Source organism: Stenotrophomonas maltophilia, assembly GCF_013464915.1.
In the GTDB taxonomy this organism is placed as follows: Bacteria; Pseudomonadota; Gammaproteobacteria; order Xanthomonadales; family Xanthomonadaceae; genus Stenotrophomonas; species Stenotrophomonas maltophilia_AT.
Genome location: NZ_RAVT01000023.1, coordinates 39,644 through 66,573, shown reverse-complemented (window position 1 = coordinate 66,573; position 26,930 = coordinate 39,644). Strand labels below are relative to the sequence as shown.

Sequence of the window (26,930 nt, the reverse complement as noted above, 5' to 3'; positions counted from 1 at the left end):
ATCCCCGGCGCCGCGGTTGTGCATCGGAAAGGGAGTGGCTTACTGGGCCGACTTCAGGGTACCGGCCGGCAGCACGTTGCCGACAGCGCCCTTCTGCACGCGGATGCGCACGTTGTCAGCCACTTCGATGGTGATGAAGTTGTCGCCGATGTCGGTGACGATGCCGGCGATGCCGCCGTTGGTCAGCACTTCGTCGCCGCGCTTGATCTTCTCCAGCATGGCCTTGTGCTCCTTCTGCCGCTTCATCTGCGGGCGGATCATCAGGAAGTACATGATGGCGATCAGGATGACCGGGAACAGCAGGGTGGTCAGGCTCATGCCCTGCGGTTGGCCGCCGGCGGCCTGGGCGTGGGCGGCGGGAATCAGGAAGGCAAGCAGGTTCATCGTTGGTCCTTTGGTTGGGCGGCGCTCCGGCCCTTTCACGGGCACGGCGTGTCGACCGCGGATCTGGGTCAGCCTTGAAGTATGCCACGGCCCCGGGCGTTCGTCCTTGGGCCGTTTGGCAGGGGGCGTCCGGGTTACAGGGGCGGCGCGACCGCCCCGCGTGCCGCGTAGAAAGACTCACGGAAGGCCAGGAAGGTTCCCGCCTCGATCGCCGCGCGGATGTCGGCCATCAGCTTTTCGTAATAGAACAGGTTGTGCAGGGTGCCCAGCATCGGCGCCAGCATCTCGTTGCAGCGGTCCAGGTGGCGCAGGTAGGACCGGGTGTATCCGCCGGTGCAGGCCACGCAGCCGCAGCCCGGCTCGATCGGGTCCATGTCCCGCGCGTACTGCGAGTTTCGGATGCGGACGGTGCCGAACGAGGTGAAATAATGGCCGTTGCGGGCATTGCGGGTCGGCATCACGCAATCGAACATGTCCACGCCACGTGCGACACCCTCGACCAGGTCTTCCGGCCGGCCCACGCCCATCAGGTAGCGCGGGCGGTCGCCGGGCAGCTCGGGGTCCAGGTGGTCGAGCATGGCATTGCGCTCGTGCTCGGGCTCGCCCACAGCCAGGCCGCCGATGGCATAGCCGTCAAAGCCGATGGCCTGCAGGGCCTCGGCCGAGCGGCTGCGCAGGTCGGTGTGCACGCCGCCCTGGACGATGCCGAACAGGGCCGCGTCGTTGCCCAGCTCGTCATGCGCGTTGCGGCTGCGCTGGGCCCAGCGCAGGCTCAGTTCCATCGAACGGCGGGCGACGTCCTCGGTGGCCGGGTACGGTGTGCACTCGTCGAAGATCATCACCACGTCCGAATCGAGCACCTTCTGGATCTTCATGCTCTCCTCCGGCCCCAGGAAGACGCGGGCGCCGTCGGTGGGCGAGGCGAAGGTCACGCCCTGCTCGGTGATCTTGCGGCGATGGGCCAGCGAGAACACCTGGAAGCCGCCGGAGTCGGTCAGGATCGGGCCGTCCCAGCGGCAGAAGCCGTGCAGCCCGCCGTGGTCGGCGATGATGTCCAGGCCCGGGCGCAGGTACAGGTGGAAGGTATTGCCGAGGATGATCTCGGCGCCCAGCGCACGCACCTGGTCCGGCAGGATGCCCTTGACCGAGCCATAGGTCCCCACCGGCATGAAGGCCGGCGTTTCCACCGTGCCGCGCGGGAAGGTCAGGCGGCCACGGCGGGCACGGCCGTCGCGGGTCTTGAGCTGGAACTGCAGTCGGGACATGGAGCGGTCATTCAGGCAAATAGTCGCCTATTGTCTCCCAAAACCGCCTTCCCTGCTCCGGTGGCGCCGGGCCATGCCCGGCGGATGACCGGCAACGTCGCCTCGCCGGGCATGGCCCGGCGCTACCGGATTCGTGGTCAGCCCGCCTGCGGGAACAGCAGCATCGCGTCGCCGTAGCTGAAGAAGCGGTAGCGCTGTTCGATCGCGTGCCGGTAGGCCTCGAACACGCGCTCCTTGCCGGCAAAGGCCGAGATCATCATCAGCAGCGTGCTTTCCGGCAGGTGGAAGTTGGTCACCATCGCGTCGACGCTGCGGATGCGGTATCCGGGGGTGATGAAGATCTGCGTCTCGCCGGCGAACGGCAACAATTCGCCATCGCGCATCGCGCTTTCCAGCGCGCGCACCACGGTGGTGCCGACGCCGATCACGCGGCCGCCGGCGGCGCGCGTGCGCCGCACCTGCTGCACCAGTTCGGCGCCCACGTTCAGCCACTCGCGGTGCATCACGTGGTCCTTCAGGTCATCGGCACGCACCGGCTGGAAGGTGCCCGCGCCCACGTGCAGGGTGACGTGGCCGAAGTCCACGCCCTTGTCCTTCAGCGCCGTCAGCAGCGGTTCGTCGAAATGCAGGCCGGCGGTCGGCGCGGCCACCGCACCCACTTCGCGTGCGAAGACCGTCTGGTAGCGCTCGCGGTCGTCCACGCCCGGCTCGCGCTGGATGTAGGGCGGCAGCGGCAGGCGGCCGGCGTGCAGCAGCCACTGCTCCAGCGACTCGGGTACATGGAACTGCAGCACGTAGAACTCGCCGTCACGGCCCAGCACTTCCGCTTCACCGCCGGCATCCAGCGCGATGCGGCTGCCCGCCTTCGGCGACTTGCTGGCACCGACCTGTGCGCGGGCCTGCTGGCCACCAAGCAAGCGCTCGATCAGGATCTCCACGCGGCCACCACTGGCCTTCTGCCCGAACAGGCGCGCCGGGATCACCCGGGTGTCGTTGAACACCAGCAGGTCGCCCGGCTGCAGCAGCGACGGCAGGTCGCGCACCTGCACATCGGTGAAGTCTGCAGGCGCCGGCGGCACCAGCATCAAGCGGCTGGCGGAGCGCTCGGCCAGAGGAGCCTGCGCGATCAGTTCAGCGGGCAGGTCGTAATGGAAATCGGACTTCTTCAAGGCAGTGGGCGGCAACAGGTCGACAATGGCGCGCATTGTACGTCCAGCGTCTGCGAGCCGGCGCGCTTCGCGGCGAACGTCGCGCAAAATGCTGCTATGCAGCAGGTTTCTGCGGGGTTATCGCGCAAAAAAACAAGTGCTAGCATCGAGCCGGAAGTCCGCTGCACGAGCCTGCCCCAAGCGCGCGTGATGACGCGCGTTTTGCTTTTGAAGACCCGTGCGACCCATTGTTTCAGGAGATCTGCAATGAGCTTCATCGAACGCCTCGCCCCCCTGCGCAGCCAGCCCGGCACCCGCCTCACCACCGGCCTGGACGATGCCACCCTGACCGCCCTGTCCGCCCGCCACCCGCAGCTGGTCGCCGCGGTGGACGCCGCCGCCGAGGAATTCGCGCGCGTGCAGGCCGACCTGGGGCCGCTGCTGGCGCAGGACGAACAGGCGCAGATCGACGCGATGCAGGACGGTTTCGTCAATTTCTATGCCGATGACGCGGTGACCCCGTATGTGGCACTGGCCGCGCGCGGCCCGTGGGTGGTCACGCTGAAGGGCGCCGTGCTGTACGACGCCGGCGGTTACGGCATGCTCGGTTTCGGGCATACCCCGGACGCCGTGCTGGAAGCGATGGCCCGCCCGCAGGTGATGGCCAACATCATGACCCCGAGCCTGTCGCAGCAGCGCTTCATCACTGCCCTGCGCGCCGAGATCGGCCACCGTCGTGGCGGCTGCCCGTTCACCCGTTTCATGTGCCTGAATTCCGGCTCCGAAGCGGTCGGCCTGGCCGCCCGCATCGCCGACGTCAACGCCAAGCTGCAGACCGACCCGGGTGCCCGACACGCCGGTGCCGCGATCAAGCGCGTGGTGGTCAAGGGCAGCTTCCATGGTCGCACCGACCGCCCGGCGCTGTACTCCGATTCCAGCCGCAAGAGCTACATGCAGCACCTGGCCAGCTACCGTGGCGAGGATTCGGTGATCACCGTGGCGCCTTATGACGAGGCCGGCCTGCGCAAGGTGTTCGAGGATGCCGCGCGCAACCAGTGGTTCATCGAGGCGGTGTTCCTGGAGCCGGTGATGGGCGAAGGCGACCCCGGCCGCTCGGTGCCGCCGTCGTTCTATGCCGTTGCGCGCGAGCTGACCCGTGCGCATGGCAGCCTGTTGCTGCTGGACTCGATCCAGGCCGGCCTGCGCGCGCATGGCGTGCTGTCGGTGGTCGATTACCCTGGCTTCGAAGGCCTGGACCCGCCGGACATGGAGACCTACTCCAAGGCGCTCAACGCGGCGCAGTACCCGCTGTCGGTGCTGGCGGTGACCGAGCATGCCGCGCAGCTGTACCGCAAGGGCATCTACGGCAACACCATGACCAGCAACCCGCGCGCGCTGGACGTGGCCTGCGCCACCCTGGCCCAGCTGACCCCGCAGGTGCGTGCCAACATCGCCGAGCGCGGTGCCGAGGCCGTGCGCAAGCTGGAGCAGCTCAAGGGTGAGCTGGGTGGCCTGATCACCAAGGTGCAGGGCACTGGCCTGCTGTTCTCCTGCGAGCTGGCCCCGCAGTTCAAGTGCTACGGCGCCAACTCCACCGAGGAATGGCTGCGCCAGCACGGCATCAACGTGATCCACGGTGGCGAGAACTCGCTGCGCTTCACCCCGCACTTCGGCATGGACAGCGAGGAGCTGGACCTGCTGGTGGGCATGGTCGGCCGCGCCCTGCGTGAAGGCCCGCGCCGCGAGCAGGCCGCGGCGGCGTAAGCCTGGCTTGCCCTCTGTAGAGTCGAGCCATGCTCGACTCAGGGCTTGCCGCGATCTGAACGAAGATCAGCCGAGCATGGCTCGGCTCTACAGACGGCAACAACGAAGGTCCATAATCCAACGACACCCCGTCCCTGACCGCTCTGCGGTCGGCGATGGGGCGTTTTCGTTTCCGGCCAAGAGACAGGAAGATCCATGAAATCGATCTGTGTGTACTGCGGTTCCAACGCTGGCAGCAAGCCGGCCTACACCGAACGCGCCATTGCCCTGGGTGACCGCATCGCCCGCGATGGCCTGCGCCTGGTGTATGGCGGCGGCAACGTCGGCCTGATGGGAACCGTGGCCAATGCCGTGCTCGCCGCCGGCGGCGAGGTGACCGGCGTGATCCCGCGCCAGCTGGCCGATTGGGAAGTGGCCCACCGTGGCCTGACCGAACTGGAAATCGTCGGTTCGATGCATGAACGCAAGTCACGCATGTTCGACCTCGCCGACGGCTTCGTCACCCTGCCCGGCGGCTTCGGCACCATGGAAGAGATCTTCGAGATGCTGACCTGGCGCCAGCTGGGCATCGGCAACAAGCCATGCGCGTTCCTCGACGTGGAAGGTTTCTACGCCCCGTTGATCGGCATGATCGACCGCATGGTGGAAGAGCGCTTCCTGCACCCGGACCAGCGCCAGGACCTGTGGTACGGCTCGGACATCGAAGAGATGCTGGAGTGGATGAAGAACTACCAGCCGGCGCAGGCCTCGAAGTGGATCGACGAGAAGCGCCGCGCCGCCCTGCGATGATCCAGCTGCACGCGGTGGCTCAGGCCGCCGCGTGCGCCCACGGGGCGGGCCGCCCCAACAGGTAGCCCTGGCCGTAGTCGCAGCCCAGTTCACGCAGGGTCTGCCGCTGCGCGTCGGTCTCGATGCCTTCGCCGATGGTTTCGATGCCCAGCGTGCGCGCCAGCGACAGCACGCCCTCGACCAGCGCGCGCGTACTCTGCACTTCCGGGCCATGCAGGCCGGCGATGAAGCTCTGGTCGATCTTCAGCGTACTGATCGGGAAGCGATGCAGGTAGGACAACGCGGAGAAGCCGGTGCCGAAATCATCCAGCTGCACCTGGATGCCGCGCTCGCGCAGGCCCTGCAGGATGCGCAGCGTGTGCGGACCGTCGTCCAGCAACGCCACCTCGGTGATTTCCAGGCGCAGCCGGCGCGGATCGGCACCGCAGCTGTCGAGCAGGCCGAACAGGCGATCACTGAACTCCGCCGAGCGGAAATGCCGGGGCGACACGTTCACCGAGACGTAGCCTTCGCCCCCCCGTGCCAGCCCCGCGATGACCTGCTCGTAGATCAGCCAGTCCACCTGTTCGATCAGGCCGCTCTCTTCGCCCAGTTCCAGGAACGCGCCGGGCAGCAGCAGGCCACGACGCTCATGCTGCCAGCGAAGCAGCGCCTCGTGCCCGACCACTTCGCCGTCGGACAAGCGCACGATCGGCTGGTAGAACGGCAGGAAGTCGCGGTTGTTGATCGCACGGCGCAGATCGGCTTCCAGGTCCAGGCTGCGCATGGCTTCTTCGCGCATGTCCTCGTCGAAGATCGCACAACGGTCATGACCCTGCGCCTTGGCCCGGTACATCGCTGCGTCCGCATCACGCAGCAACTCTTCACCGGTGCGGTAGCGTGGATTCCACAGGGCAATGCCCAGGCTGCCGGACGGAAACAGTTCGCGCCCGGCGATCCACATCGATTCCTGCAACGCCAGCAGCAGCCGCTGGCCGAAATCCAGTGCCTGCGCCAGGCCCTGCGGGCACTGCAGCAGCACGGCAAACTCATCACCGCCGAGCCGTGCCACCACATCTTCGGTACCGGCCATCGACACGATGCGCTTGGCCACTTCCACCAGCATGCGGTCACCGGCGGCGTGGCCGATGCTGTCGTTGACCAGCTTGAAGCGATCAAGGTCGAGGAACAGAACGGCAAATACCGGCCCGCCCTCGCGCCTGGCCAATGCCAGGGCATCCTGCAGGCGATCCAGCAGGTGCAGGCGGTTGGGCAGGCCGGTCAGCGCATCGTGCATGGCCTGGTGGGTCAGGCGCTGCTCGGCGCGCAGGCGCTCGCCGATCTGGCCGAGCAGCTTCTCGTTCACTTCGGCCAGCTCGCGGGTACGCTCTTCCACGCGCTTTTCCAGCTCGGCATGCGCCGAACGCAGCCGTTGCTGGTCGCGCTGCCGGGCCAGCCCGGTGCCGATGTTCTGCGCGACAAAGATCAGCAGGCGCTGGTCATGCACGCTGAACGTGCTGTTCTCGCTGTAGCTCTGCACCACGATCGCACCCACCACCTCATCGTCGCGCAGCAGCGGCACGCCCAGCCAGCAATGCGAGCGCGCGCCGGACTCGCGCACTTCACCACTGGCCAGCAGCGCATCGATCTGCGCGCGTGACGCCAGCAGCGGGCGCCGGTTGCGCACCACGTACTCGGTCAGGCCGCGGCTGAACGGCCGTGGCGCGCGGCTGGCATTGTGCTCGTCCACCGAATAGACGAAGTCCAGCCCGTTGCCAGCCGGGTTGACCAGCGCGATGTAGAAATTGCGGGCATCGAGCAGGCGCCCGACCACACCGTGCACCTGGCCGTAGAACTGGGCCAGGCTGTCGGCCGACATCGCCATCTCGGCGATGTTGTACAGCGCGGTCTGCAGCTGTTCGGCGCGGCGACGCTCGGCCACCTCATCCTGCAGGCTGCGGTTGGCGCGCTGCAGCTCGAGCGTGCGCCGCTCCACCTGCTGTTCCAGCCGCACCTGCGCCTGGCGCCGGTCCATCGCAGTCTGGACGTGCTGGGCAACGAAGCCCAGCAGGGCCCGCTCCGCCTCGCCATAGCGGGCGGCATGCTCGTAGCTCTGCACCACGATGGCGCCGCAGACACGGCCATCGCGCAGCATCGGCACGCCCAGCCAGTCAAGGCTTTCCGGACCGCGCTGCGGGTCATGCTCCTGTTCAACCACCCGCGCCAGCAGTTCGCGCGACGGGCCACTGAGCGGCTTGCCATGGCGCAGCAGCGCCACGGTCAGGCTGCGCGGCATCTCGTTGGCGTCATGGCTCTGCGACGGATCAGCAACGAAGTCATCCACCTGGTCGGCGAAGTACAGGAAGCGGATCTGTTCACGCACATCGTCGTACTCGACGATGTAGCAGTTCTCCGCGTACATCAGCGTGCCCAGCACACCGTGCACGTGGCGCAGCATCTCGCCCATCTCCAGGTCGGCACCGGCCAGGTCGGCGATCTGGAACAGCGCCTGCTGGAGCCGCTCGGCTTCTTCCAGTGCCTTGATCTGGCCGGCCTGGCGGCCGCGCTGCAGGGCCAGCTCCATCGCCTGCCGGGCCAGCCCCCACCACGCGGGTGAAGGCGCCGCGCCTGCAACCGACAGCAGCAGCCGCGCACCGTCATACTCCCAGCCGTGCTGGCCATGGCCGGTGCCGGGCTCCATGGATGCAGCGCTGTCCCTCGCAAGCAAGGGCCAGCCCCCCTGGCCACATCCCAGCTGCGGGTCGTCCCAACCGACGCGGACCATCGCCGTCTCCGGCAACAGCGCATGCAACGCGCGCACCAGCGCCGTGCTCAACACGGCCTCGTGTGATGGCTCTTCCGCCGATTCAGCATGCGTGGACAAATGACAATCTCTTGGCGCCGTCTGTGCGTCGCCTCCCCTGAGCCGCCGAGCATAGCGCGCCACCCGGGGGGCAATGGAAGCCCGTAAACCCCGAATCGTGCGCCCGTACGTTTTTCGTGCTGTCCGTAGCCGCTTCCATGCCATGAACCTCGCCCTGCCCGTCCCTGTCACCGGCTATGCGCCACCGCCTGCAGGCCTTACCCTGTACGCCGTGGAAGCCAGCGCACTGCCAACCGATGAAGCCTTGATGCTGGCCTGGGCCGGTGGCGACCTGCGCGCGTTCGAAAGCCTGTATGCGCGCCATCGCAAGCGCCTGTTCGGCTTCCTGCTGCGGCAGCTGCGCGACACCGCGCTGGCCGAAGAGATCTTCCAGGACGTGTGGCAGCGGGTGATCAGCGCGCGTGCCGGCTGGCAACCCGAGGCGGCGTTCAGCACCTGGCTGTTCCGCATCGCCCACAACCGCCTGAACGACCATTGGCGCGCGGCCCGCCATCGCCCGGCTGCACCGGCCGACGCCGATCTGCGCCTGGCGGCGATCGAGGATGGGCAGACCCCGGAAGCGGAGCTCTCTGAATTCGAACAACGTCGCCGCATCCAGCTGGCGATGGAGCAACTGCCGCCCGAGCAGCGCGAAGTGCTGCAGCTGCGGCTGGATCAGGAACTGAGCCTGGAGGAGATCGGCCAGATCACCGGCGTAGGCCGGGAAACCGTGAAATCGCGGCTGCGCTATGCGATGGACAAGCTGCGTGCGGGACTGAACGCATGAACCGAGACGAACCGCTGACGCCGGAAGAACGCGAGCTGGCGCGCCTGCTTGGCCGCCGCGCCGAGCAGGCACCGCCGCCCGCGCTGGATGCTGCCATCCTGGCCGCGGCGCGTGCCGCCGTGGATGCTCCGGCCGCTGGCGCCGCTGCCTCTGCGGACGCACCGCGCGCACGGCAAGCACGCCCACGCTGGCCGGCAGTGTTCGGCATCGCCGCCTCGATGGTGTTCGCCATCGGCATCGCCTGGCAGCTGCGCCCGGAGCCGCCGCCGATTCCGGCCAGTGAAGCGCAGGTCGCCGCCGCGCCTGCCGCTGACGACGCCGTGGCCGACCAGACCGCCCAAGGCAATGCTGCCGAGACTGCGATGGCTCCCGCTCCGCCCGCGCCAGAGGCGGCGCCACTCGCCGCACCTCAGACGGTGCCCCCCACCGCTTCCCAGGCGGCGCCCGCCGCCGCTCCGGCACCCGCCCTCGCCCGTGCCCCGGTGCCAGCCCCGGCAGCGCCTGCTGAAGCGCCAGCCCCCGCCTCGGCGAAGGCGGAGGTGGCACGCGCACGCGTCGCAGAGCCTGTCGCCGATACCGCCTTCGCGGCGTTGCCCCCTCCGCCGCCGGCACCCGCGCCACCGGTACCGGTCGCCTACGCCGCGCCCGCTCCAGCATCCGCACCGGCTCCGGTCGGCGCCATGCAGGAGCGCAGCGCTGCGCCAGTTGCAGCCAGCACAGCCGATGCCGAGCCGGCGCCGGCACTCGATCGGGTCCAGGTCACTTCGAGCAAGCGCGTCAGCGCCAACCGCTCGGCACCCGGCGTCATGCGCCGCGGCAGCGAAGCCGGACTGAGTGCGGACACGGTGCAGGCCGAAGTAGACGCAGACGCACGCCTGCCACGCCGGCAATGGCTGCAGAAGATCCGCGAGCGCCGTGACCAGGGCCAGCGCGACCTCGCCCGCGCCAGCCTGGAACGCTACATCCAGCAGTATCCGGAAGCGCGCCTGCCGCGCGACCTGCGCCCGCTGCTGTACGACTGAAACGGACGGGGCTCCCCGGCAACACCGTAGAATGGGGGGAATGCTCGATACTCTCGCCCAGCCCGTCAGCCACACGCTGGAAGTCAAACACAGCCGCTTCATCGCCCATGCCGCGCCGATCGACGGCGCCCCCGCAGCGTTGGCGTTCCTGCAACAGGTTGGCGTGGCCGACGCCACGCACAACTGCTGGGCCTACCGGCATGGCCAGGACTACCGCTCCAGCGATGATGGCGAGCCGGCAGGCACCGCCGGGCGGCCGATCCTGGCCGCGATCGACGGACAGGGCTTCGACCGGGTGATGGTGGTGGTGACGCGCTGGTACGGTGGCATCAAGCTCGGTGCCGGCGGCCTGGTGCGGGCCTACGGCGGCGCCGCCGCAGAATGCCTGCGCACCGCGCCGCGGCTGGCGCTGGTCGCCATGGCACGGCTGCAGCTGCAGGCCGGCTTCGAAGACCTGGGCACCCTGCATGCGGCCCTGCCGGCATTCGGCGCGGAGAAGCGCGATGAACAGTTCGACGCGAACGGGGTGTGCCTGCGCGTTGAATTGCCGGCCGATCAGGTCGACGCATTGAAAATCCGCCTGCGCGACGCCACTCGTGACCGTATCCGCATAGAAGACGACCACCAGGATGACTGACAAGGACGGCGCCCCCGCCTCGCCCCCGCCACTGCGCCGCCTCGGCAGCCTGCGCACGCTATGGCCTTTCGTGCGGCGCCACAGTGGGCTGTTCACCGCGTGGCTGCTGGCCCTGGCGGTGTCTTCGGCGGCTACGCTGAGCCTGCCGCCGGCGGTCAAGCAGATGATCGACCATGGCTTCAGCAGCGGTGGCCAGATCAACCGCGCCTTCGCCCTGCTGATGCTGGTGGCCGTGGTGCTGGCCTTGGCCACCGCCGCGCGCTTCTACTTCGTGTCGCTGCTGGGCGAAAAGGTCGTGGCTGACCTGCGCAGCCGCCTGTACGCGCACCTGATCCAGCTCGGTGCCGGGTTCCATGACCGCAGCCGCAGTGGTGAACTGGTCTCGCGCCTGACCGCCGACAGTGAACTGCTGCGCAGCGTGGTCGGCTCCACCATGTCGGTGGCATTGCGCAGCAGCGTCACGGTGGTCGGCAGCCTGGCGATGCTGTTCGTCACCAGCCCGCGGCTGGCGGCCTGGTCGCTGCTGGGCATTCCGCTTGCGGTACTGCCGATCATCATCGGTGCACGCAAGCTGCGCACCGTCGCGCGCAGCAGCCAGGACCGCATCGCCGATGCCAACAGCCTGGCCAGCGAGACCCTGGGCGCCGTACGGACGGTGCAGGCGCATGCACGCGAGCCCTACGAGCGTGGCCGCTTCGACCACGCGCTGGGCGATGCCATCAAGGCCGCGCGGCGCCGCATCGGCGCGCAGTCGCTGGTCACCGCCAGCGCCATCCTGCTGGTGTTCGGCGCCATCGTCGGCGTGCTGTGGCTGGGCGCGCACGATGTCATCGACGGTCGCCTCAGCGCAGGCACCCTGGGCCAGTTCGTGCTGTATGCACTGATCGGCGGTGGCTCGGTCGGTGCGCTGGCCGAAGTCTGGAACGAACTGCAGCGCGCGGCCGGCGGCATGGGCCGCATCGGCGAACTGCTGCAGGAAGACATCGAGATCCGCGCGCCGGCGCAGCCGCACGTGCTGCCGCAGCCGCTGCGTGGCGAGATCCAGTTCGACGACGTGGTGTTCCACTACCCGCAGCGACCGGACCAGGCCGCGCTGGACCATTTCAACCTGCACGTGCGCCCGGGCGAGACCGTGGCCCTGGTCGGCCCGTCAGGCGCGGGCAAGAGCACGGTGCTGTCGATGCTGCTGCGCTTCCACGATCCGGCCGGTGGCCGCATCTGCGTGGATGGCATCGACGTGCGCCAGGCCGACCCGGCCGAGCTGCGTGGACAGCTGGCGCTGGTGCCGCAGCAGCCGACGCTGTTTGCCGCCAGTGCGCGCGACAACATCCGCTATGGCCGCCTGGAGGCCAGCGATGCCGAGGTCGAGGCTGCCGCACGCGCCGCAGAGGCAGACGGTTTCCTGCGCGCGTTGCCGCAGGGCTATGACAGTGAGCTGGGCGAGCGCGGCGCCCGCCTGTCCGGTGGCCAGCAGCAGCGTGTGGCGATTGCACGCGCACTGCTGAAGGACGCACCGATCCTGTTGCTGGACGAAGCCACCAGCGCGCTGGACGCACAGAGCGAACATGGCGTGCAGCAGGCCCTGGAGCGCTTGATGGCGGGCCGTACCACGCTGGTGATCGCGCACCGCCTGGCCACCGTGCTCAAGGCCGACCGCATCGTGGTGATGGACCAGGGCCGCATCGTGGCGGAAGGGACGCACGCACAGCTGCTGGCCGAAGGCGGTCTGTACGCTGAACTGGCACGACTGCAGTTCATCGATTGATGACGGCCGGCTAACATCGGCGGAGTGAAGCTGACACCGCATCAACAGCATCCGCTGAAGGAGGTGCACGATGTCGTTCCGTCAGTTTCCCGCCGTCGACAGCCACGGTGAAAGCCACATCATCATCGAGTTCAAGCCCGAGGCGAATGGCAGCGGGCACCACTCCGAAGCCACGCCCCGCTACGAGCTTGACGACGGTCGCCTGCTGGTGCGCAATGGGCGCGAATTCACCACCAGCGGTGGAGAGCTGAGGCTGACGATCTGAGGTTCGCCGGGCATGGCCCGGCGCTACCGGATTTCGCATCGCCCCGCTCTGGCAGGTGTCGACCTTGGTCGACACGCCTTTTGCCAAGGGCAGTCGAGCATCGCTCGACTGTACAAAAGGCGTGATCAATTTTTGATCAACCATCTTGACAGCCTTGGCTGCCAAGGGCTGCACGCGGTTATCCACACGTTTGCTCAGAAACCATCCACACCGCCTGTGGATGAATGTGCTCAGCCGAGCACGCGCCCGATGCCGCTGGCATCCACTTCGGCCGCCGCCAGGCTGATCGCTGCAGGGTCGCTGCCCGCAACGAAACCGATGCGGAAATGGACTTCGCCGCCCGGCGTGCGCGAGGAGTGGATCGAGGCCAGGCTGATGCGATGCTGCTCGAACACGTTCAGCAGTTCGCGCAGCGAACCCGGCCGGTCTTCCGGCAGGTGCACCGACAGCGCGTTGCGCTCGGTCAGGTCTGCCAGCAGATAGCCCACGCGTTCAAAGGTGTAGTTGCCCTCGGCCAGCGCGTGCTCGCCGAACGCACTGCGATTGGCCGACAGCAGCTGCTCACGGAATGCACTGCGTGCGATGTCGTCGCCCTGCCCGACCTGGGCCTGCAGGGCCTGAAGCTGGGCGACCAAGTGCTCCAGCATCGGCGCCACGTACGGGTTGCCGAACTGGATGTCCTCGTAGATCGCCGGGTTCAACGACAGGATGCGCGAGATGATCGCGGTATCCAGTTCGAAGGACGCCGAACGGTACGGCATCATCGCGGCCAGGTCGCCCAGCTGCGGCTGATACTGGCGCAGCACGCCGGCCTGGGCCAGATGGGTGGCATGCACCATCGCCTGCACCAGCGCCATCATCTGGTCGTGGTGCTGCGGGGTTGCGCGCACGCACTCGGCCTGCAGCGTCGCGCACAACGCATCGACCCAGGGTTGCCAGTGCTGCAGCCGTGCTTGGCAGACCACCATCACCCGGCCCTTCAGGGTGGGCGCCTTGGGCGGCGCGGTCATCGGGTGCAGCCCGACCACCTCGGCCTGCGAGGCCAGCATCGCCTGCACCGGCGCCTCCTTCACCGAGGTCACGTCCAGCCACAGGCGATCGCGCTCGCGGCCTGCGGACCGCCGCACGTACTCGGCGATCAACGCGGGCGTATGCCGGATCGGTGCCGAGAACACCAGCACGTCGGCCTGCGCCAACAGCTGCTCCGGCGTATGCGATTGCGGATCCGCCGGGTCATGGCCGATCACCTGCAGCTGCATGTGCTGTTGGAAGAAGCCGGTCAGCCAGCGCCCGTAGGCGCCTGCACTTCCGACGATGCCGACCGTGCGCGGCGTGCGTTCGAGCAGGCCGCTCATGCCACGCGTTCGGCGCGGAAGCGCGTGCCTTCGGCCAGCGCAGCAGGCGCGGCAGCGATCACGTCGAACTCTTCGAAGCCATTGGCCAGGGTTGCTTCCAACGCCGCATGAGTGCCGGCGATCGCACGCGAGATCGCCTGCTGCATCGATTCACCTCGCAGCAGGAACGACACCACCAGCGACATCAGCACATCGCCAGTGCCGGCCACGTCCACCGGCAGCAGCGGCGAGGTCCATCGCCAGGCTTCTTCGCGGCCGACGGCCAGGGTCACCAGTTCGCCCGGGTTGCCGCCCACGCTGTGCGCGATCACCCAGTGCGGCCCCCGGTCCAGCAGCGTGCGTGCGGCCGCGATGGCATCGGCCTCGGCGAGCGCCGGCATGCCGGTGAGGCGATTGAGTTCGAAGGCGTTCGGCGTGACCAGCCACGCATGCGGCAGCAGGCGCTCGGCGAAGATCGCTTCCAGGCCCGGCTCCACATAGGGGCCGGTGTGGGTGTCGCCGATGACGGGGTCCAGGCAGTAGCGAAGCTGCGGGCAGGCCGGCAGGATCCCGTCCAGCCAGTCGGCGAAGGCGGCACCGTTGGCGGTACTGCCGAAGTACCCGGAGACGAGCATCTTCGCCCGCTGCGGCAGGCCACGTTCGCGGGTGCCCAGCAGCAGGTCGGCGAACCAGTCAGCGGGCAGTACGCGGCCGCGGGTGGTGTCGTAGAACGGCGCATTGCTGAGCAGCACGGTCGGGATTTCGGCTACGCGCACGCCGAGGGCGCGCATCGGCGGCACGGCGGCGCTGTTGCCGGCGTGGCCGTACACAAGCTGCGACTGGACCGAGATGACATCGATCGGCGACGGGCCATCCGGCCGCTGGCGGCGGCCGTGGACCAGGTGGTTATCAAGGGATTCGCTCATGACCGCATTCTACGCCCAAGGGGGTTTTCGGCAGGGCTTGCAGCCCTGCACCTGCTTGCAGGCCAGATCAACGTCAAAGGCAACAGCCGGCTCTGGGTTGTCTGTGTGCTTGGCGGAGCGGTGTGGGATGGCAGGACACGCCGTAAACCCATCCATGGGGGCTCGATGGCGCCATCCATGGCGCCAACGGTCCTGCCATCCCACACCGCCCCACCCCTGACAGACTTCCAATGACGGTTGGTAGATCCACGCCATGCGTGGATGAAATCTGTCAGATATCGATACACGAAAATGGGGTCAGATCCGTTTTMCTTCGGAAAACGGATCTGACCCCGCGAGCTGTCCGACAGATCGCGGCCAACTGTCGAAGGCGGGGTGGGTCCGGTTGAGGGGGCGTGAGCCGCATGGATGCGGCGACCGAGCTTACAGGGACGTACTTGCAGCGTCCCCCTCAACCGGACCCACCCCGCCAACCCACGGATAGCCAGCTTCTGCTGTTGACGTTGACGTTGCTTCGGCAGGTGCAGGGCTGCAAGCCCTGCAAACCCACACCCCCTCAGTGAACAGCAGGCCGCGACGGCGGCAGCCACGCCGCCACGATACCCAGCAACGGCAGGAACGCGGTCAGCTGGTACACGTATTCGATGCTGGTCTTGTCCGCCAGCAGGCCCAGCACCGCGGCACCCAGTCCGCCCATGCCGAACGCGAAGCCGAAGAACAGGCCGGAGACCATGCCGATGCGGTGCGGCATCATTTCCTGCGCATACACCACGATCGCCGAAAACGCCGAGGACAGCACGAAGCCGATCAGCACGGCCAGCACCGTCGTCCAGAACAGATCGGCATGCGGCAGCATCAGCGCGAACGGCGCCACGCCCAGGATCGAGGTCCAGATGATCGGCTTGCGGCCGATGCGGTCACCCAGCGGGCCGCCGAGGAAGCCACCGGCGGCCGACGCCACCAGGAACGCGAACAGGTGCAGCTGCGCCTGTGCCACCGGAATGCCGAAGTGGTGGATCAGGTAGAAGGTGAAGTAGCTGCCGATGCTGGCCATGTAGAAGTACTTGCTGAAGATCAGCACCAGCAGGATCGCCAGCACCTTGGCCACGGTGCGCGGCGGATGGCGCGGAGCCATCGAGACGGTGCTGGCCGGGCGCGGGGCGCCCAGGTGCAGCGCGTACCAGCGGCCGACATAGGTCAGCAGCGCAATGCCAATCAGCGCGGCGCCGGCAAACCACGATGCCGCGTGCTGGCCATACGGCACGATCACCGCTGCAGCAATCAGCGGGCCGAGCGCGGTACCGAAGTTGCCGCCCACCTGGAACACCGACTGCGCGAAGCCATGGCGGCCGCCCGAGGCCAGCCGCGCGATGCGCGAGGCTTCCGGGTGGAAGATGGCCGAACCAATGCCGACCATCGCAGCAGCCATCAGCACCACCGCATAGTTGGGTGCGAAGCCGAGCAGCAACATGCCGCACAGGGTCGAGGCCATGCCGATCGGCAGCGAGTACGGCGCCGGGCGACGGTCGGTGGCTGCGCCAATCAGTGGCTGGAAGATGGAAGCGGTGAGCTGGTAGGTCAGCGTGATCAGGCCGATCTGGGTAAAGCTCAGGTTGAAGCCGCCCTTGATCACTGGATAGATGGCCAGGATCAGCGACTGCATCATGTCGTTGACGACATGCGAGGTGGAAATGGCAGCCAGCACACCGGGAGCCACCGGACGTGAGGTCGTTGCGGGAGAAGCCAAGGCAGACATGGGCGCAGTCAGGTTGGGGGCGAGCCACGCATGCTACGGTTGCCCTCCCCTCCCTTCTGCCGCGTTCGGGTCATGGCCTATCGCAAAAAGGACATTACCGGCGACGTCGACCCGGCTGCGCCGTGGCGCGATGTGCCACTGCATCGCCCGGTCACCTACCGGGTTACCCAGTACCCGGCCGGCACCCATATCGCAGGGCACAAGCACCAGCGCCACCAGCTGGTCTATGCCATCTCCGGGCTGATGGTGGTGCGCTCGGAAGTCGGTCGCTGGGTCGTACCCTCCACCCGTGCGATCTGGATGCCGGCGGGCATGGTGCACGCGGTGGACTGCATCGCCGCCGTGCACATGCGCAGCCTGTACATCGACCCGTCATTCGCCTCGCAGTTGCCGGCCGAACCGTTCGCGGTACAGGTGGCACCGCTGCTGCGCGAACTGCTGCAGGCAGCCACCCTGATCAAGGGCGATCACATCGAAGACAGCCGCGATGGCCGCGTGGTGCGCCTGCTGCTGGACGAACTGCACCGCATGGACGTATTGCCGCTGCACCTGCCCGCCCCCACCGATCCACGCCTGCAGCGGATCTGCCAGCACCTGCAGAAGCACCCCGGCGATGACGCCACGCTGCAGGACTGGGCGCAGGCGCTGGAGGTGGACGTGAAAACCATCCAGCGCCACTTCGGCGGCGAACTGGGCATGACCTTCGGCCAGTGGCGGCAACAGGCGCGCCTGCTGGCTGCGCTGGAACGGCTGGCAGTCGGCGAGAAGGTGATCGATGTGGCGCTGGCGATGGGATATGACAGCCCGAGTGCGTTCACCAGCATGTTCAAGCGCCAGCTGGGGCAGACGCCGGCGGCGTTTTTCCGGTGAGCGTTCCCCGGTAGCGCCGGGCGATGCCCGGCGCAATGCAGCCGGCGCCCGCATGCGAAAACGCCGGGCATGGCCCGGCGCTACCGTTCAACGCTTGCGTTGAAAACTCAGGACGTCATGCGGTCCCAGAAGCCCTTCACGCCATCCATGAAGGTGGCCGACTTCGGCGAGTGCTTGCGCGCTTCCTCGCCGACGAAGGTGGCTTCGAACTGTTCCAGCAGCTTGCGCTGTTCGGTGGTGAGGTTGACCGGGGTCTCCACCACCACGCGGCAGTACAGGTCGCCTTCGCTGCGGCTGCGCACCGAACGCACGCCCTTGCCGCGCAGGCGGAACAGCTTGCCGGTCTGGGTCTCGGCCGGGATGCGGATTTCCGCTTCGCCGCCCAGGGTGGCCACGCGCACCGTGTCGCCCAGTGCCGCCTGCGAGATGCGGATCGGCACTTCGCAGTGCAGGTCGTCGCCATCGCGCTGGAAGATCGCATGCTCGCGCACGCGCACTTCCACGTACAGGTCACCCGGCGGCGTACCGGCCGGGCCGGCTTCGCCCTCGCCCTGCAGGCGGATCCGGTCGCCGGTATCGACGCCGGCCGGCACCTTCACCGACAGCACCTTGTCTTCCTCGACACGGCCGTTGCCGTGGCAGGTCTTGCAGGGCTTGGCGATGATCTGGCCACGGCCACCGCAGTTGTGGCAGGCCTGCTGCATGGCGAAGATGCCGCGCTGGATGCGCACCTGGCCGCGGCCATGGCACACGTTGCAGGTTTCAACCTTGCCGTCTTCCGAGCCACTGCCATCGCAGTCGCCGCATTCGGCCAGGCTCGGAATCTCGATGCGGCGCTCGACGCCGCGTACGGCTTCTTCCAGGTCCAGCTCCATCACGTAGCCGATGTCGGCGCCGCGACGGGCCTGGCGCGGACCACCGCCGCCACCGCCAAAGATGTTGCCGAAGATATCGCCGAAGATATCGTTCATGTCCGGGCCGCCCGGACCACCGCCGCCCATGCCGTGCTCGAACGCAGCGTGGCCGTGGCTGTCGTACATGCGGCGCTTGTTGCCGTCGGACAGCACTTCGTAGGCTTCCTTGCACTCCTTGAAGGAGGCTTCGGCCGCCGCATCACCCGGGTTGCGGTCCGGGTGGAACTTCATCGCACAGCGACGGTACGCCTTCTTCAGCTCGTCGTCGGTGGCGGTGCGGGCAACGCCCAGCACTTCGTAGTAATCGCGCTTGCTCATATCGTGGATCGGGTTCCGGAAAGTCGGGATTCGTCAAAGCGGAAGAGCGGAACCAGGTCCGCTCTTGCGTCGGGCGCCCCGACACGCCGGTGGGCGGTCAGGACCCTGATGCGACGACGGGACGCTGATGGCCAGCGTCCCGTGTCGGTCCGGATCAGGACTTCTTGTCGTCCTTGACTTCGGTGAACTCGGCGTCGACCACGTCGTCCTGCGCCTTGTCGGCATTGCCGGCGTCGGCACCCGGGGCAGCGCCCTGGTCGGCCGAAGCGGCAGCGAACAGCGACTGGCCAGCTTCTTCCAGTGCCTTCGACTTGGCTTCGATCTGTGCCTTGTCGTCGCCCTTCATCGCGGTTTCCAGATCAGCCAGCGCCGCTTCGACCTTGCCGATCACTTCGCCGCCGACCTTGCTGCCGTGCTCGGTGATGGCGCTGCGGGTGCCGTGGATCAAGGCGTCGGCCTGGTTGCGGGCCTGCACCAGCTCCTGGAACTTCTTGTCTTCTTCGCGGTTGGCTTCCGCGTCGGCGACCATGCGCGCGATCTCTTCCTCGGACAGGCCCGAACCGGCCTTGATCTCGACCTTCTGTTCCTTGTTGGTCTTCTTGTCCTTGGCCGACACGTGCAGGATGCCGTTGGCGTCGATGTCGAAGGACACTTCCACCTGCGGCAGGCCACGCGGGGCCGGCTCGATGCCGGACAGGTCGAACTTGGCCAGCGACTTGTTGAAGCGGGCCTGTTCGCGCTCACCCTGCAGCACGTGCACGGTCACCGCCGACTGGTTGTCCTCGGCGGTGGAGAACACCTGCGAGGCCTTGGTCGGGATGGTGGTGTTCTTCTCGATGATCTTGGTGAACACGCCGCCCATGGTCTCGATGCCCAGCGACAGCGGGGTCACGTCCAGCAGCAGCACGTCCTTGACGTCGCCGCCCAGCACGCCGCCCTGGATCGCAGCACCCAGTGCCACGGCTTCGTCCGGGTTGACGTCCTTGCGCGGTTCCTTGCCGAAGAACTCGGTCACCGCCTGCTGCACCTTCGGCATGCGGGTCTGGCCACCGACCAGGATCACTTCGCTGATGTCGCTCGAACGCAGGCCGGCATCGTTCAGGGCAACGCGGCACGGCTCGATCGACTTCTTGATCAGGTCTTCCACCAGCGCTTCCAGCTTGGCGCGGGTCAGCTTGATGTTCAGGTGCTTCGGACCCGAGGCGTCAGCGGTGACGTACGGCAGGTTCACTTCGGTCTGCTGGGCGCTGGACAGCTCGATCTTGGCGCGCTCGGCCGCGTCCTTCAGGCGCTGCAGGGCCAGCGGATCCTTGCGCAGGTCGATGCCCTGGTCCTTGTTGAACTCTTCAACCAGGTACTCGATGACGCGGTTGTCGAAGTCTTCGCCGCCCAGGAAGGTGTCGCCGTTGGTGGCCAGCACTTCGAACTGCTTCTCGCCGTCGACGTTGGCGATCTCGATCACCGAGACGTCGAAGGTGCCGCCGCCCAGGTCGTACACCACGATCTTGCGATCCTTGTTGTCGCCCTTGTCCAGGCCATAGGCCAGCGCAGCCGCGGTCGGCTCGTTGATGATGCGCTTGACGTCCAGGCCGGCGATGCGGCCGGCGTCCTTGGTCGCCTGGCGCTGGCTGTCGTTGAAGTAGGCCGGCACGGTGATGACCGCTTCGGTAACCTTCTCACCGAGGAAGTCCTCGGCGGTCTTCTTCATCTTCTCCAGCACCTTGGCCGAGATTTCCTGCGGGGCCATCTTCTTGCCATCGCTGGTGGCCACCCAGGCGTCGCCATTGTCATGGGCCAGGATGCTGTACGGGACGTGGGCGATGTCCTTCTGCACTTCGGCGTCGGTGAACTTGCGGCCGATCAGGCGCTTCACCGCGTAGAAGGTGTTCTTCGGGTTGGTCACGGCCTGGCGCTTGGCCGAGGCGCCGACCAGGACTTCGCCGTCCTTGGTGTAGGCGACGATCGACGGGGTGGTGCGATCGCCTTCCGAATTCTCGATGACGCGGGCCTTGCCGCCGTCCATGATCGCCACGCACGAGTTGGTGGTGCCGAGGTCGATACCAATGATCTTGCCCATGGGGGAGACTCCTGAGGATGCTTGTTGGGGTCAGTCCGGCCGTTCGGCCGGTGGATGAATACGATGTGGGGGAGGCTCGTGGAACATTCAAGCCATCTCCCGAACGCTGTGTTCAGCGCCTGGAAAACCTTCGCCGGGCATGGCCCGACGATGCCGATCGGGGCCAGGTAGCGCCGGGCCATGCCCGGCGGCCTTGCCCCACGCGGCAGTCAGTCGGCGGCCACCACCACCAGCGCCGGCCGCAGCAGGCGCTCGTTGAGCAGGTAGCCCTTCTGGAACACGGTGACCACGCTGCCCGGGGCAGCGCCCGGAGTCGGCACCTGGCTGATGGCCTGGTGGTGCTCCGGGTTGAACGGCTGGCCGATCGGGTCCAGCAGGACCAGGCCGTTGTCGGCGGCCACCTTCAGCAACTGCTTGTAGGTCAGCTCCAGGCCTTCGCGCAGCGGGTGCGGGTCGTCGCCGGCGGCCTTCAGGCCGGCATCCAGGCTGTCGAACACCGGCAGCAGCTCGCCCAGCAGCTTCTCGTTGGCGAACTTGCGGGCCTGCTCGATGTCACGGGCCACGCGCTTGCGCTGGTTCTCCAGGTCGGCGCGCTCACGCAGCGCATCGGCCTTGATCTGCTCGACTTCGGCGCGCAGGCGCTCCACTTCGTCGTTGACGCCGGCGGCGGCAGCCGCATCAGCGGCACTCTGCTGGGATTCGATATCTGGATGTTCGTGGTTCATGTCTGGGTCCCTGGCGGTCAATCTCCGCCTCCACCCACCCTAGTGTGGGCGGGATGCTGCGTTTCAAGCGTCGGATGTTCCCGGCGTGCGGCCGGCCGGCGAAAAGGCCGCGCCAAGCACGTCGGCGGTGGCCTGGACCAGCGGGATCATGCGGTCGTAGGCCATCCGCTTGGGTCCGATCACCCCCAGCACGCCCAGCACCTGGCCGTTGGCGGTGTACGGGGCGGTGACCAGCGAGACGCCCTGCAGCGGCATCATCCCGGTCTCCTCGCCGATGAAGATGCGCACGCCGGGGGCCTGGATGGTCCGTTCCAGCAGCTGCAGGATCTCGCGCTTGCTGGAGAACAGCTCGAACAGCTCGCGCAGGCGCTCCAGGTCTGACAGGTCCTGCACCCCCATCAGACGGGTCTGGCCGGCCACCAGCATGTCGTCTGCCGCCGGCTGCAGGGCCTGCTCGGCCAGCTCGATGCTGTGCGCCAGCAGCTGCTCCAGCTCGGAACGGGCGTCGCGCAGCTCCAGCAGCAGGCGGGTGCGGATCTCGGCCATCGGCAGGCCGGCGAAATGGGCATTGAGGTAGTTGGCGACCTGCTCCAGCTGCCCCGGCGCGAACTCCTGGCGGGTCTCGATGACCCGGTTCTGCACCTCGTTGTCGGCGAACACCAGGATCGCCAGCACCCGGCGCCCGTCCAGCGCCACGAAATCGATCTGGCGGAAGGCGAACTGCTCGCGACGCGGCGCGCTGACCACGCCGACGAAATGGCTCATCGCCGACAGCAGCTCCGAGGCACTGCCGAGCAGGGCCTGGGTGCTGCCGCCGCCGGCCAGCTCCTGGCGCAACCGGGCCAGCTCGCCCTCGCCCGGCGGCTGCATCTGCAGCAGGCTGTCGACGAACACCCGGTAGCCATGCGCGGTCGGGACGCGCCCGGCCGAGGTATGCGGCGAGGCCAGCAGCCCCAGGTCTTCCAGGTCGCCGAGGATGTTGCGGATGGTGGCCGGGCTGACCTCCAGGCCGGCCACGCGCGCCAGCGTCTGCGAGCCGACCGGCTCACCGTCCTGGATGTAACGCGCGATCAGCGTGCGCAGCAGATGGCGCGCACGCGGGGCAAGCTGGTCGGGAGAACCGTGCATGGAATCAACCTGTGAGACACGGACACTAGATAATGGCGGCGCATCACCTTGGCAAGTCATTGGACCTCCCTCGCCCGCGTGCTAGCGTTGCGCGGCTGCTGATACCCCCTTACCCATGCTCAGACATCTTTCGATCAAGGATTTCGCCGTCGTCCGCGCCACCGAACTGGAGTTCGGGCCAGGCATGACCGTGGTTTCAGGCGAGACCGGCGCCGGCAAATCGCTGATGGTCGACGCGCTGGGCTTCCTGTCCGGCCTGCGCGCCGACAGCGGCGTGGTCCGCCATGGCGCCGCCCGCGCCGAGCTTTCGGCCGAGTTCGCGCTGGACCAGCTGCAGGCCGCGCGCCAGTGGCTGGCCGACAACGAGCTGGACGATGAGGAACAGTGCCAGCTGCGCCGGGTGATCCGCGCCGACGGTGGCTCGCGGGCCTGGATCAACGGCCGCCCGGTGACCCTGGCACAGCTGGGCGACCTGGCCTCGCTGCTGGTGGAGATCCACGGCCAGCACGAACAGCAGGCCCTGCTGACGCGCCCGTCGCAGCTGGCCCTGCTCGACGCCTATGCACGCAACGAGAACGAACGCCGCCAGGTGCGCCGCGCCGCCGCGGCCTGGCAGGCACTGGTCGATGAATCGCTGGCGCTGTCGCAACAGGGCGACGTCAGTGACCGGATCGGCTTCCTGGAGCACCAGCTGCGCGAGCTCGACCGTGAAGACCTGGAGCCGGAGTCGATTGCCGCACTCGGCGCCAGCCACCGCCGCCAGGCCCACGCCAGCGCCCTGCTGAGCGCCTGCCAGGCGGCCAGCAACCAGCTCAACGGCGACGACGGCAGTTCCGCACTGGACCTGCTGCAGCAGGTGCGCCACGAGCTGTCACGCCTGATCGAACACGACCCGCGCCTGGGCGAGGTGGACGGGCTGATCGAGAACGCCTCGATCCAGCTGCATGAAGCCCTGTCGCTGCTGGACCGGGTACACGACGACCTCGATGCCGACCCGGAGCAGTTCGAAGAGAACGAGCGCCGCCTCGGCCGCCTGCACGACCTGGCCCGCAAGCATCGCGTACCGATGGACGAGCTGGGTGCGCAGCGCGAGCGCATGCACGCCGAAGTGGAGCAGCTGCGCGGTGCCGACGAGCGCCTGCAGCGCCTGGCCGGCGAGATCGACAAGGCCGCTGCGGCCTGGCGCGTGCAGGCCGAGGTGCTGACCGCCAGCCGTCGCAATGCCGCCGCCGAGCTGTCGGCTACCACCACCGGCATCATCGCCGAGCTCGGCATGGGCGGTGGCCAGTTCCTGATCGAACTGGAGCCGCAGGATGCCGGCAAGCCCGATCCGCAGGGTGCCGAACGCGTGGAGTTCCTGGTCGCGGCCAACGCTGGCCAGCCACCGCGTGCGCTGCGCAAGGTCGCTTCGGGCGGTGAACTGTCGCGTATCTCGCTGGCCATCGAAGTAGCCGCGCTGGACCTGGATGCGGTGCCGACCATGGTGTTCGACGAGGTCGACTCCGGCATCGGCGGCGCGGTGGCCGACATCGTCGGCCAGAAGCTGCGCGCGCTCGGCGAGAAGCGCCAGGTACTGTGCGTGACCCACCTGCCGCAGGTCGCCTCCAAGGGCCACGCGCATTACCGGGTCAGCAAGGCGCCGGTGGAGGGCATGACCCAGAGCGCAGTGGAAAAGCTGGACAGCAAGGCGCGCGAGGAAGAGCTGGCACGCATGCTCGGTGGCGTGGAAGTGAGCAAGGAAGCGCGCGCCGCCGCGCGCAAGCTGCTGCAGGCGTAACGCCGGCCGAGCCGGGCATGGGCCCGGCTTCCGCGCGGTAGTGCCGGCCGCTGGCCGGCAACCCGATGCGGGTCGGCGAAGATCATGAGGCTGCCGGCCAGCGGCCGGCACTACCCCCGTGGCTGCGTCAGGTCGACGTTCTCCACCAGGTAATCCAGGAACGCGCGCACCCGCAGAGGCAGGTAGCCGCCCTGCCCCAGGAACACCGCGTGCACCTCTTCCAGGTCACCGGGATTGGCTTCCTCCAGCACCGGCAGCAGGCGCCCGGCAGCGATGTCGGCCTGCACCTGGAACGCAGCCAGCCGTGCCATGCCCAGCCCCCCCAGCACCAGCTGGCGCAGTGCATCGCCGTTGCTGGCACGGGCGTTGCCGCTGGGCAGCAGCATCCGCTCGCGTCCGTCCTGCAGCAGCGGCCAGCCCTGCATCGCGCGCGCATGGCCGATATCCAGACGGTTGTGCGACAGCAGCTCCTCGGCGTTGTGCGGCAGTCCATGCCGCTGCGCGTAGGCCGGTGCGGCCACGATCATCATCCGCGTGGCGCCCAGCCGCCGTGCCACCAGGCTGGAGCTCTTCAGCGGGCCGGCCCTGACCGCCACGTCGGTGCGCTGCTCCAGCAGATCGATCACCTCGTCGTTGAGGGTCAGGTCCACGCCCACCTGCGGGTTGCGCTCGAGGAACGCCGGCAGCAGCGGCAACAGGAAATGCTGGCCGAACGGCACATTGGAATTGACCCGCAGGCGTCCACGCGGCTCGGCGTGAGCACTGGCACAGCGCTCGGCCTCGTCAAGGTCGGCCAGCACGCGCAGGCCACGCTCGTAGAACGCACAGCCCTCCGGAGTCAGCTGCAGCTGGCGGGTGGAGCGTTGCAGCAGGCGCGTACCCAACCGTTGCTCCAGCCGCGCCACCAGCTTGCTCACCGCCGACGGCGTCATGTCCAGCGTGCGGGCGGCGGCGGAGAAACCACCGGTCTCGATCACCCGCACGAACACTTCCAGTTCGCCGGATCGGTTGATGTCGGGTCGCGCCATGGCAATGAATCAAGTTCACAGATGATTATCCATGCGCAGTCTAGTTCACAGATGAGCGCGGAATCACCATGGCCTCCCCTCCACCCGGGATTGCCCGATGAACCGCTTCAGCCAGCTTGCCGCCACCGCATTGATCGGCCTGTCCAGCGCGGCCAGCGCCGCCCCCACCCCGCACTGGGTGGCCAGCTGGCAGGCCAGCCCGCAACCGGTCTGGGGAGCGGACTTCCTGTTCCCGTCACTGATACCGGCGTCGCTGCACGACCAGACCTTCCGCCAGACCGCGCGCATCAGCCTGGGCGGCGCGCGCCTGCGGGTGCGGTTGAGCAACGCCTGTGGCACCCAGCCGCTGCGGATCGGCGGTGCCAGCGTGGCATCGCAGCCAGGTTCAATGCCGCAGCCGCTCCGCTTCGATGGCCGGCCCGAGGTGCTGATCGACCCTGGCCAGGAACGGCTGAGCGACCCGCTGTCGCTGGCTGTACAGGATGGGCAGGCGCTGCAGGTCAGCGTCTTTGTGCCGGGGCCGACGCCGCTGCAGACCTTTCATTGGGACGGCCGCCAGACCAGCTGGATCGCCCCCGGCGACCAGAGCCAGGCACACGACCTGAGCGAGGCCAGCGCCACCACGGCCCGCCTGTTCCTGACCGGCATCGAGGTCGAGGCACCGGCCAGCGCACGCAGCGTGGTGGTGATCGGCGATTCGATCACCGATGGCGCCACCGCCAGCCTCGACCAGGACCAGCGCTGGACCGACCACCTGGCCGCACGTCTGGCACCGCGTGGCGTGGCGGTGGTCAACGCCGGCATCTCCGGCGGCCGGCTGCTGCGCGATGGCATGGGGGAATCCGCGCTGGCCCGCTTCCAACGCGATGCACTGGACCAGCCTGGGGTGTCCGGCGTGATCGTGCTGATCGGCATCAATGACATCAGCTGGCCCGGCACAGCGTTCGCCCGTGACCAGACCCGGCCCACGCTGGCCGAACTGCAGGCAGGGTATCGCGCCCTGGCCGAACAGGCCCATCGCCGTGGCGTTCGGATCGTGGGCGTCACGCTGACACCGTTCGCCGGCGCCCTGCCCGGCACGCCGCTGGACGACTACTACCAGCCGGAAAAGGACGCCCTGCGCCGCCAGCTCAATGCCTGGCTGCGCACCGACAGCCCGTTCGACGCGGTGATCGACCTGGACGCGGCGCTGCGCGACCCCGCCGATCCATCACGGATGGCCGCTGCCTACGACTCCGGCGACCACCTGCATCCGGGCGATGCGGGTAACCGGGCGATGGCCGAGGCGGTGGATCTGGAGGTGTTGATGGGCGCACCCGAAGCCCCTGGGGTCAGATCCCTTTCCCCTGGGAAAGGGATCTGACCCCGCCCAACGAAAAACCCCGGGCAAGCCCGGGGTTTCGTCGCAT

Annotated in this window: 22 protein-coding genes; 10 read left to right on the top strand and 12 right to left on the bottom strand. The window is 68.0% G+C overall.

Annotated elements, in window-relative coordinates:
• Window positions 1-39: 39 nt before the first annotated feature.
• The 3 genes from yajC to queA all read right to left on the bottom strand — a co-directional run bounded on the left by yajC (window position 40) and on the right by queA (window position 2,854).
• Complete coding sequence (gene yajC, locus D7T59_RS08290) at window positions 40-384, bottom strand: preprotein translocase subunit YajC (protein ID WP_180851978.1); 345 nt, start codon at window positions 382-384, stop codon at window positions 40-42.
• Between the two features lie 134 nt (window positions 385-518).
• Window positions 519-1,649, bottom strand: a complete 1,131-nt coding sequence (gene tgt / locus D7T59_RS08285) for a tRNA guanosine(34) transglycosylase Tgt (protein WP_006434331.1) — start codon at window positions 1,647-1,649, stop codon at window positions 519-521.
• Between the two features lie 137 nt (window positions 1,650-1,786).
• Complete coding sequence (gene queA, locus D7T59_RS08280) at window positions 1,787-2,854, bottom strand: tRNA preQ1(34) S-adenosylmethionine ribosyltransferase-isomerase QueA (protein WP_180851980.1); 1,068 nt, start codon at window positions 2,852-2,854, stop codon at window positions 1,787-1,789.
• 210 nt (window positions 2,855-3,064) lie between these two features.
• On the opposite strand from queA, the gene D7T59_RS08275 reads away from it, so the two are divergent.
• Together D7T59_RS08275 and D7T59_RS08270 are read left to right on the top strand one after the other, a co-directional pair.
• Entirely contained in the window at window positions 3,065-4,561 is a 1,497-nt protein-coding gene (locus tag D7T59_RS08275; protein WP_164138997.1) for an aminotransferase class III-fold pyridoxal phosphate-dependent enzyme, read from the top strand.
• 195 nt (window positions 4,562-4,756) lie between these two features.
• Window positions 4,757-5,350 (top strand): LOG family protein, encoded by a 594-nt coding sequence (locus tag D7T59_RS08270; RefSeq protein WP_049428514.1) that lies wholly within the window; start codon window positions 4,757-4,759, stop codon window positions 5,348-5,350.
• A 19-nt stretch (window positions 5,351-5,369) separates the two neighbouring features.
• On the opposite strand, the gene D7T59_RS08265 is transcribed toward D7T59_RS08270, so the two are convergent.
• Window positions 5,370-8,213 carry a bifunctional diguanylate cyclase/phosphodiesterase gene (locus D7T59_RS08265; protein ID WP_219629798.1) on the bottom strand — a complete coding sequence of 948 codons (2,844 nt, stop codon included), beginning with the start codon at window positions 8,211-8,213 and terminating at the stop codon, window positions 5,370-5,372.
• 247 nt (window positions 8,214-8,460) lie between these two features.
• Between D7T59_RS08265 and D7T59_RS08260 the strand changes: the two genes are divergently transcribed.
• The 5 genes from D7T59_RS08260 (at window position 8,461) to D7T59_RS08240 (ending at window position 12,668) form a co-directional block, all read left to right on the top strand.
• On the top strand, window positions 8,461-8,979 hold the full coding sequence (locus D7T59_RS08260) for an RNA polymerase sigma factor (protein WP_238378638.1): 519 nt from the start codon (window positions 8,461-8,463) through the stop codon (window positions 8,977-8,979).
• Window positions 8,976-10,001, top strand: coding sequence for a hypothetical protein (locus D7T59_RS08255; RefSeq protein ID WP_180851983.1), 1,026 nt, complete (start codon window positions 8,976-8,978; stop codon window positions 9,999-10,001). Before D7T59_RS08260 ends, D7T59_RS08255 begins: the two co-directional genes overlap by 4 nt.
• 40 nt (window positions 10,002-10,041) lie before the next feature.
• Window positions 10,042-10,638, top strand: a complete 597-nt coding sequence (locus D7T59_RS08250; RefSeq protein WP_180851985.1) for an IMPACT family protein — start codon at window positions 10,042-10,044, stop codon at window positions 10,636-10,638.
• Window positions 10,631-12,403: an ABC transporter transmembrane domain-containing protein gene (locus D7T59_RS08245; protein ID WP_180851987.1), complete on the top strand. Its 1,773-nt coding sequence runs from the start codon at window positions 10,631-10,633 to the stop codon at window positions 12,401-12,403. Before D7T59_RS08250 ends, D7T59_RS08245 begins: the two co-directional genes overlap by 8 nt.
• Window positions 12,404-12,473: 70 nt before the next feature.
• Window positions 12,474-12,668 carry a hypothetical protein gene (locus tag D7T59_RS08240; protein ID WP_049428506.1) on the top strand — a complete coding sequence of 65 codons (195 nt, stop codon included), beginning with the start codon at window positions 12,474-12,476 and terminating at the stop codon, window positions 12,666-12,668.
• A gap of 230 nt (window positions 12,669-12,898) precedes the next feature.
• Here D7T59_RS08240 and D7T59_RS08235 read toward each other — a convergent pair whose 3' ends face one another.
• From D7T59_RS08235 to D7T59_RS08225, 3 genes are all read right to left on the bottom strand, one after another.
• A complete protein-coding gene (locus D7T59_RS08235) occupies window positions 12,899-14,023 on the bottom strand; it encodes a prephenate dehydrogenase (protein WP_180851989.1) in 1,125 nt (374 codons plus the stop codon).
• Window positions 14,020-14,928, bottom strand: a complete 909-nt coding sequence (gene pdxY, locus D7T59_RS08230; RefSeq protein WP_164138987.1) for a pyridoxal kinase — start codon at window positions 14,926-14,928, stop codon at window positions 14,020-14,022. Before pdxY ends, D7T59_RS08235 begins: the two co-directional genes overlap by 4 nt.
• Before the next feature lie 556 nt (window positions 14,929-15,484).
• Window positions 15,485-16,684 carry an MFS transporter gene (locus D7T59_RS08225; protein WP_164136518.1) on the bottom strand — a complete coding sequence of 400 codons (1,200 nt, stop codon included), beginning with the start codon at window positions 16,682-16,684 and terminating at the stop codon, window positions 15,485-15,487.
• Window positions 16,685-16,756: 72 nt separating this feature from the next.
• On the opposite strand from D7T59_RS08225, the gene D7T59_RS08220 reads away from it, so the two are divergent.
• Window positions 16,757-17,554, top strand: a complete 798-nt coding sequence (locus D7T59_RS08220) for an AraC family transcriptional regulator (protein ID WP_180851991.1) — start codon at window positions 16,757-16,759, stop codon at window positions 17,552-17,554.
• A 107-nt stretch (window positions 17,555-17,661) separates the two neighbouring features.
• On the opposite strand, the gene dnaJ is transcribed toward D7T59_RS08220, so the two are convergent.
• The 4 genes from dnaJ to hrcA form a co-directional block, all read right to left on the bottom strand.
• Entirely contained in the window at window positions 17,662-18,786 is a 1,125-nt protein-coding gene (gene dnaJ / locus D7T59_RS08215; protein WP_164136520.1) for a molecular chaperone DnaJ, read from the bottom strand.
• 154 nt (window positions 18,787-18,940) lie between these two features.
• Window positions 18,941-20,863: a molecular chaperone DnaK gene (gene dnaK / locus D7T59_RS08210; protein ID WP_180851993.1), complete on the bottom strand. Its 1,923-nt coding sequence runs from the start codon at window positions 20,861-20,863 to the stop codon at window positions 18,941-18,943.
• Window positions 20,864-21,072: 209 nt separating this feature from the next.
• Entirely contained in the window at window positions 21,073-21,588 is a 516-nt protein-coding gene (gene grpE / locus D7T59_RS08205; RefSeq protein WP_049429553.1) for a nucleotide exchange factor GrpE, read from the bottom strand.
• Between the two features lie 63 nt (window positions 21,589-21,651).
• Window positions 21,652-22,716, bottom strand: a complete 1,065-nt coding sequence (gene hrcA / locus D7T59_RS08200; protein ID WP_010484463.1) for a heat-inducible transcriptional repressor HrcA — start codon at window positions 22,714-22,716, stop codon at window positions 21,652-21,654.
• A 115-nt stretch (window positions 22,717-22,831) separates the two neighbouring features.
• On the opposite strand from hrcA, the gene recN reads away from it, so the two are divergent.
• A complete protein-coding gene (gene recN / locus D7T59_RS08195; RefSeq protein ID WP_180851995.1) occupies window positions 22,832-24,493 on the top strand; it encodes a DNA repair protein RecN in 1,662 nt (553 codons plus the stop codon).
• 110 nt (window positions 24,494-24,603) lie between these two features.
• On the opposite strand, the gene D7T59_RS08190 is transcribed toward recN, so the two are convergent.
• Window positions 24,604-25,521, bottom strand: a complete 918-nt coding sequence (locus D7T59_RS08190) for a LysR family transcriptional regulator (protein WP_164136523.1) — start codon at window positions 25,519-25,521, stop codon at window positions 24,604-24,606.
• Window positions 25,522-25,618: 97 nt separating this feature from the next.
• Here D7T59_RS08190 and D7T59_RS08185 point away from each other — a divergent pair, with 97 nt between their 5' ends.
• Complete coding sequence (locus tag D7T59_RS08185; protein ID WP_180880453.1) at window positions 25,619-26,884, top strand: SGNH/GDSL hydrolase family protein; 1,266 nt, start codon at window positions 25,619-25,621, stop codon at window positions 26,882-26,884.
• Window positions 26,885-26,930: the final 46 nt, after the last annotated feature.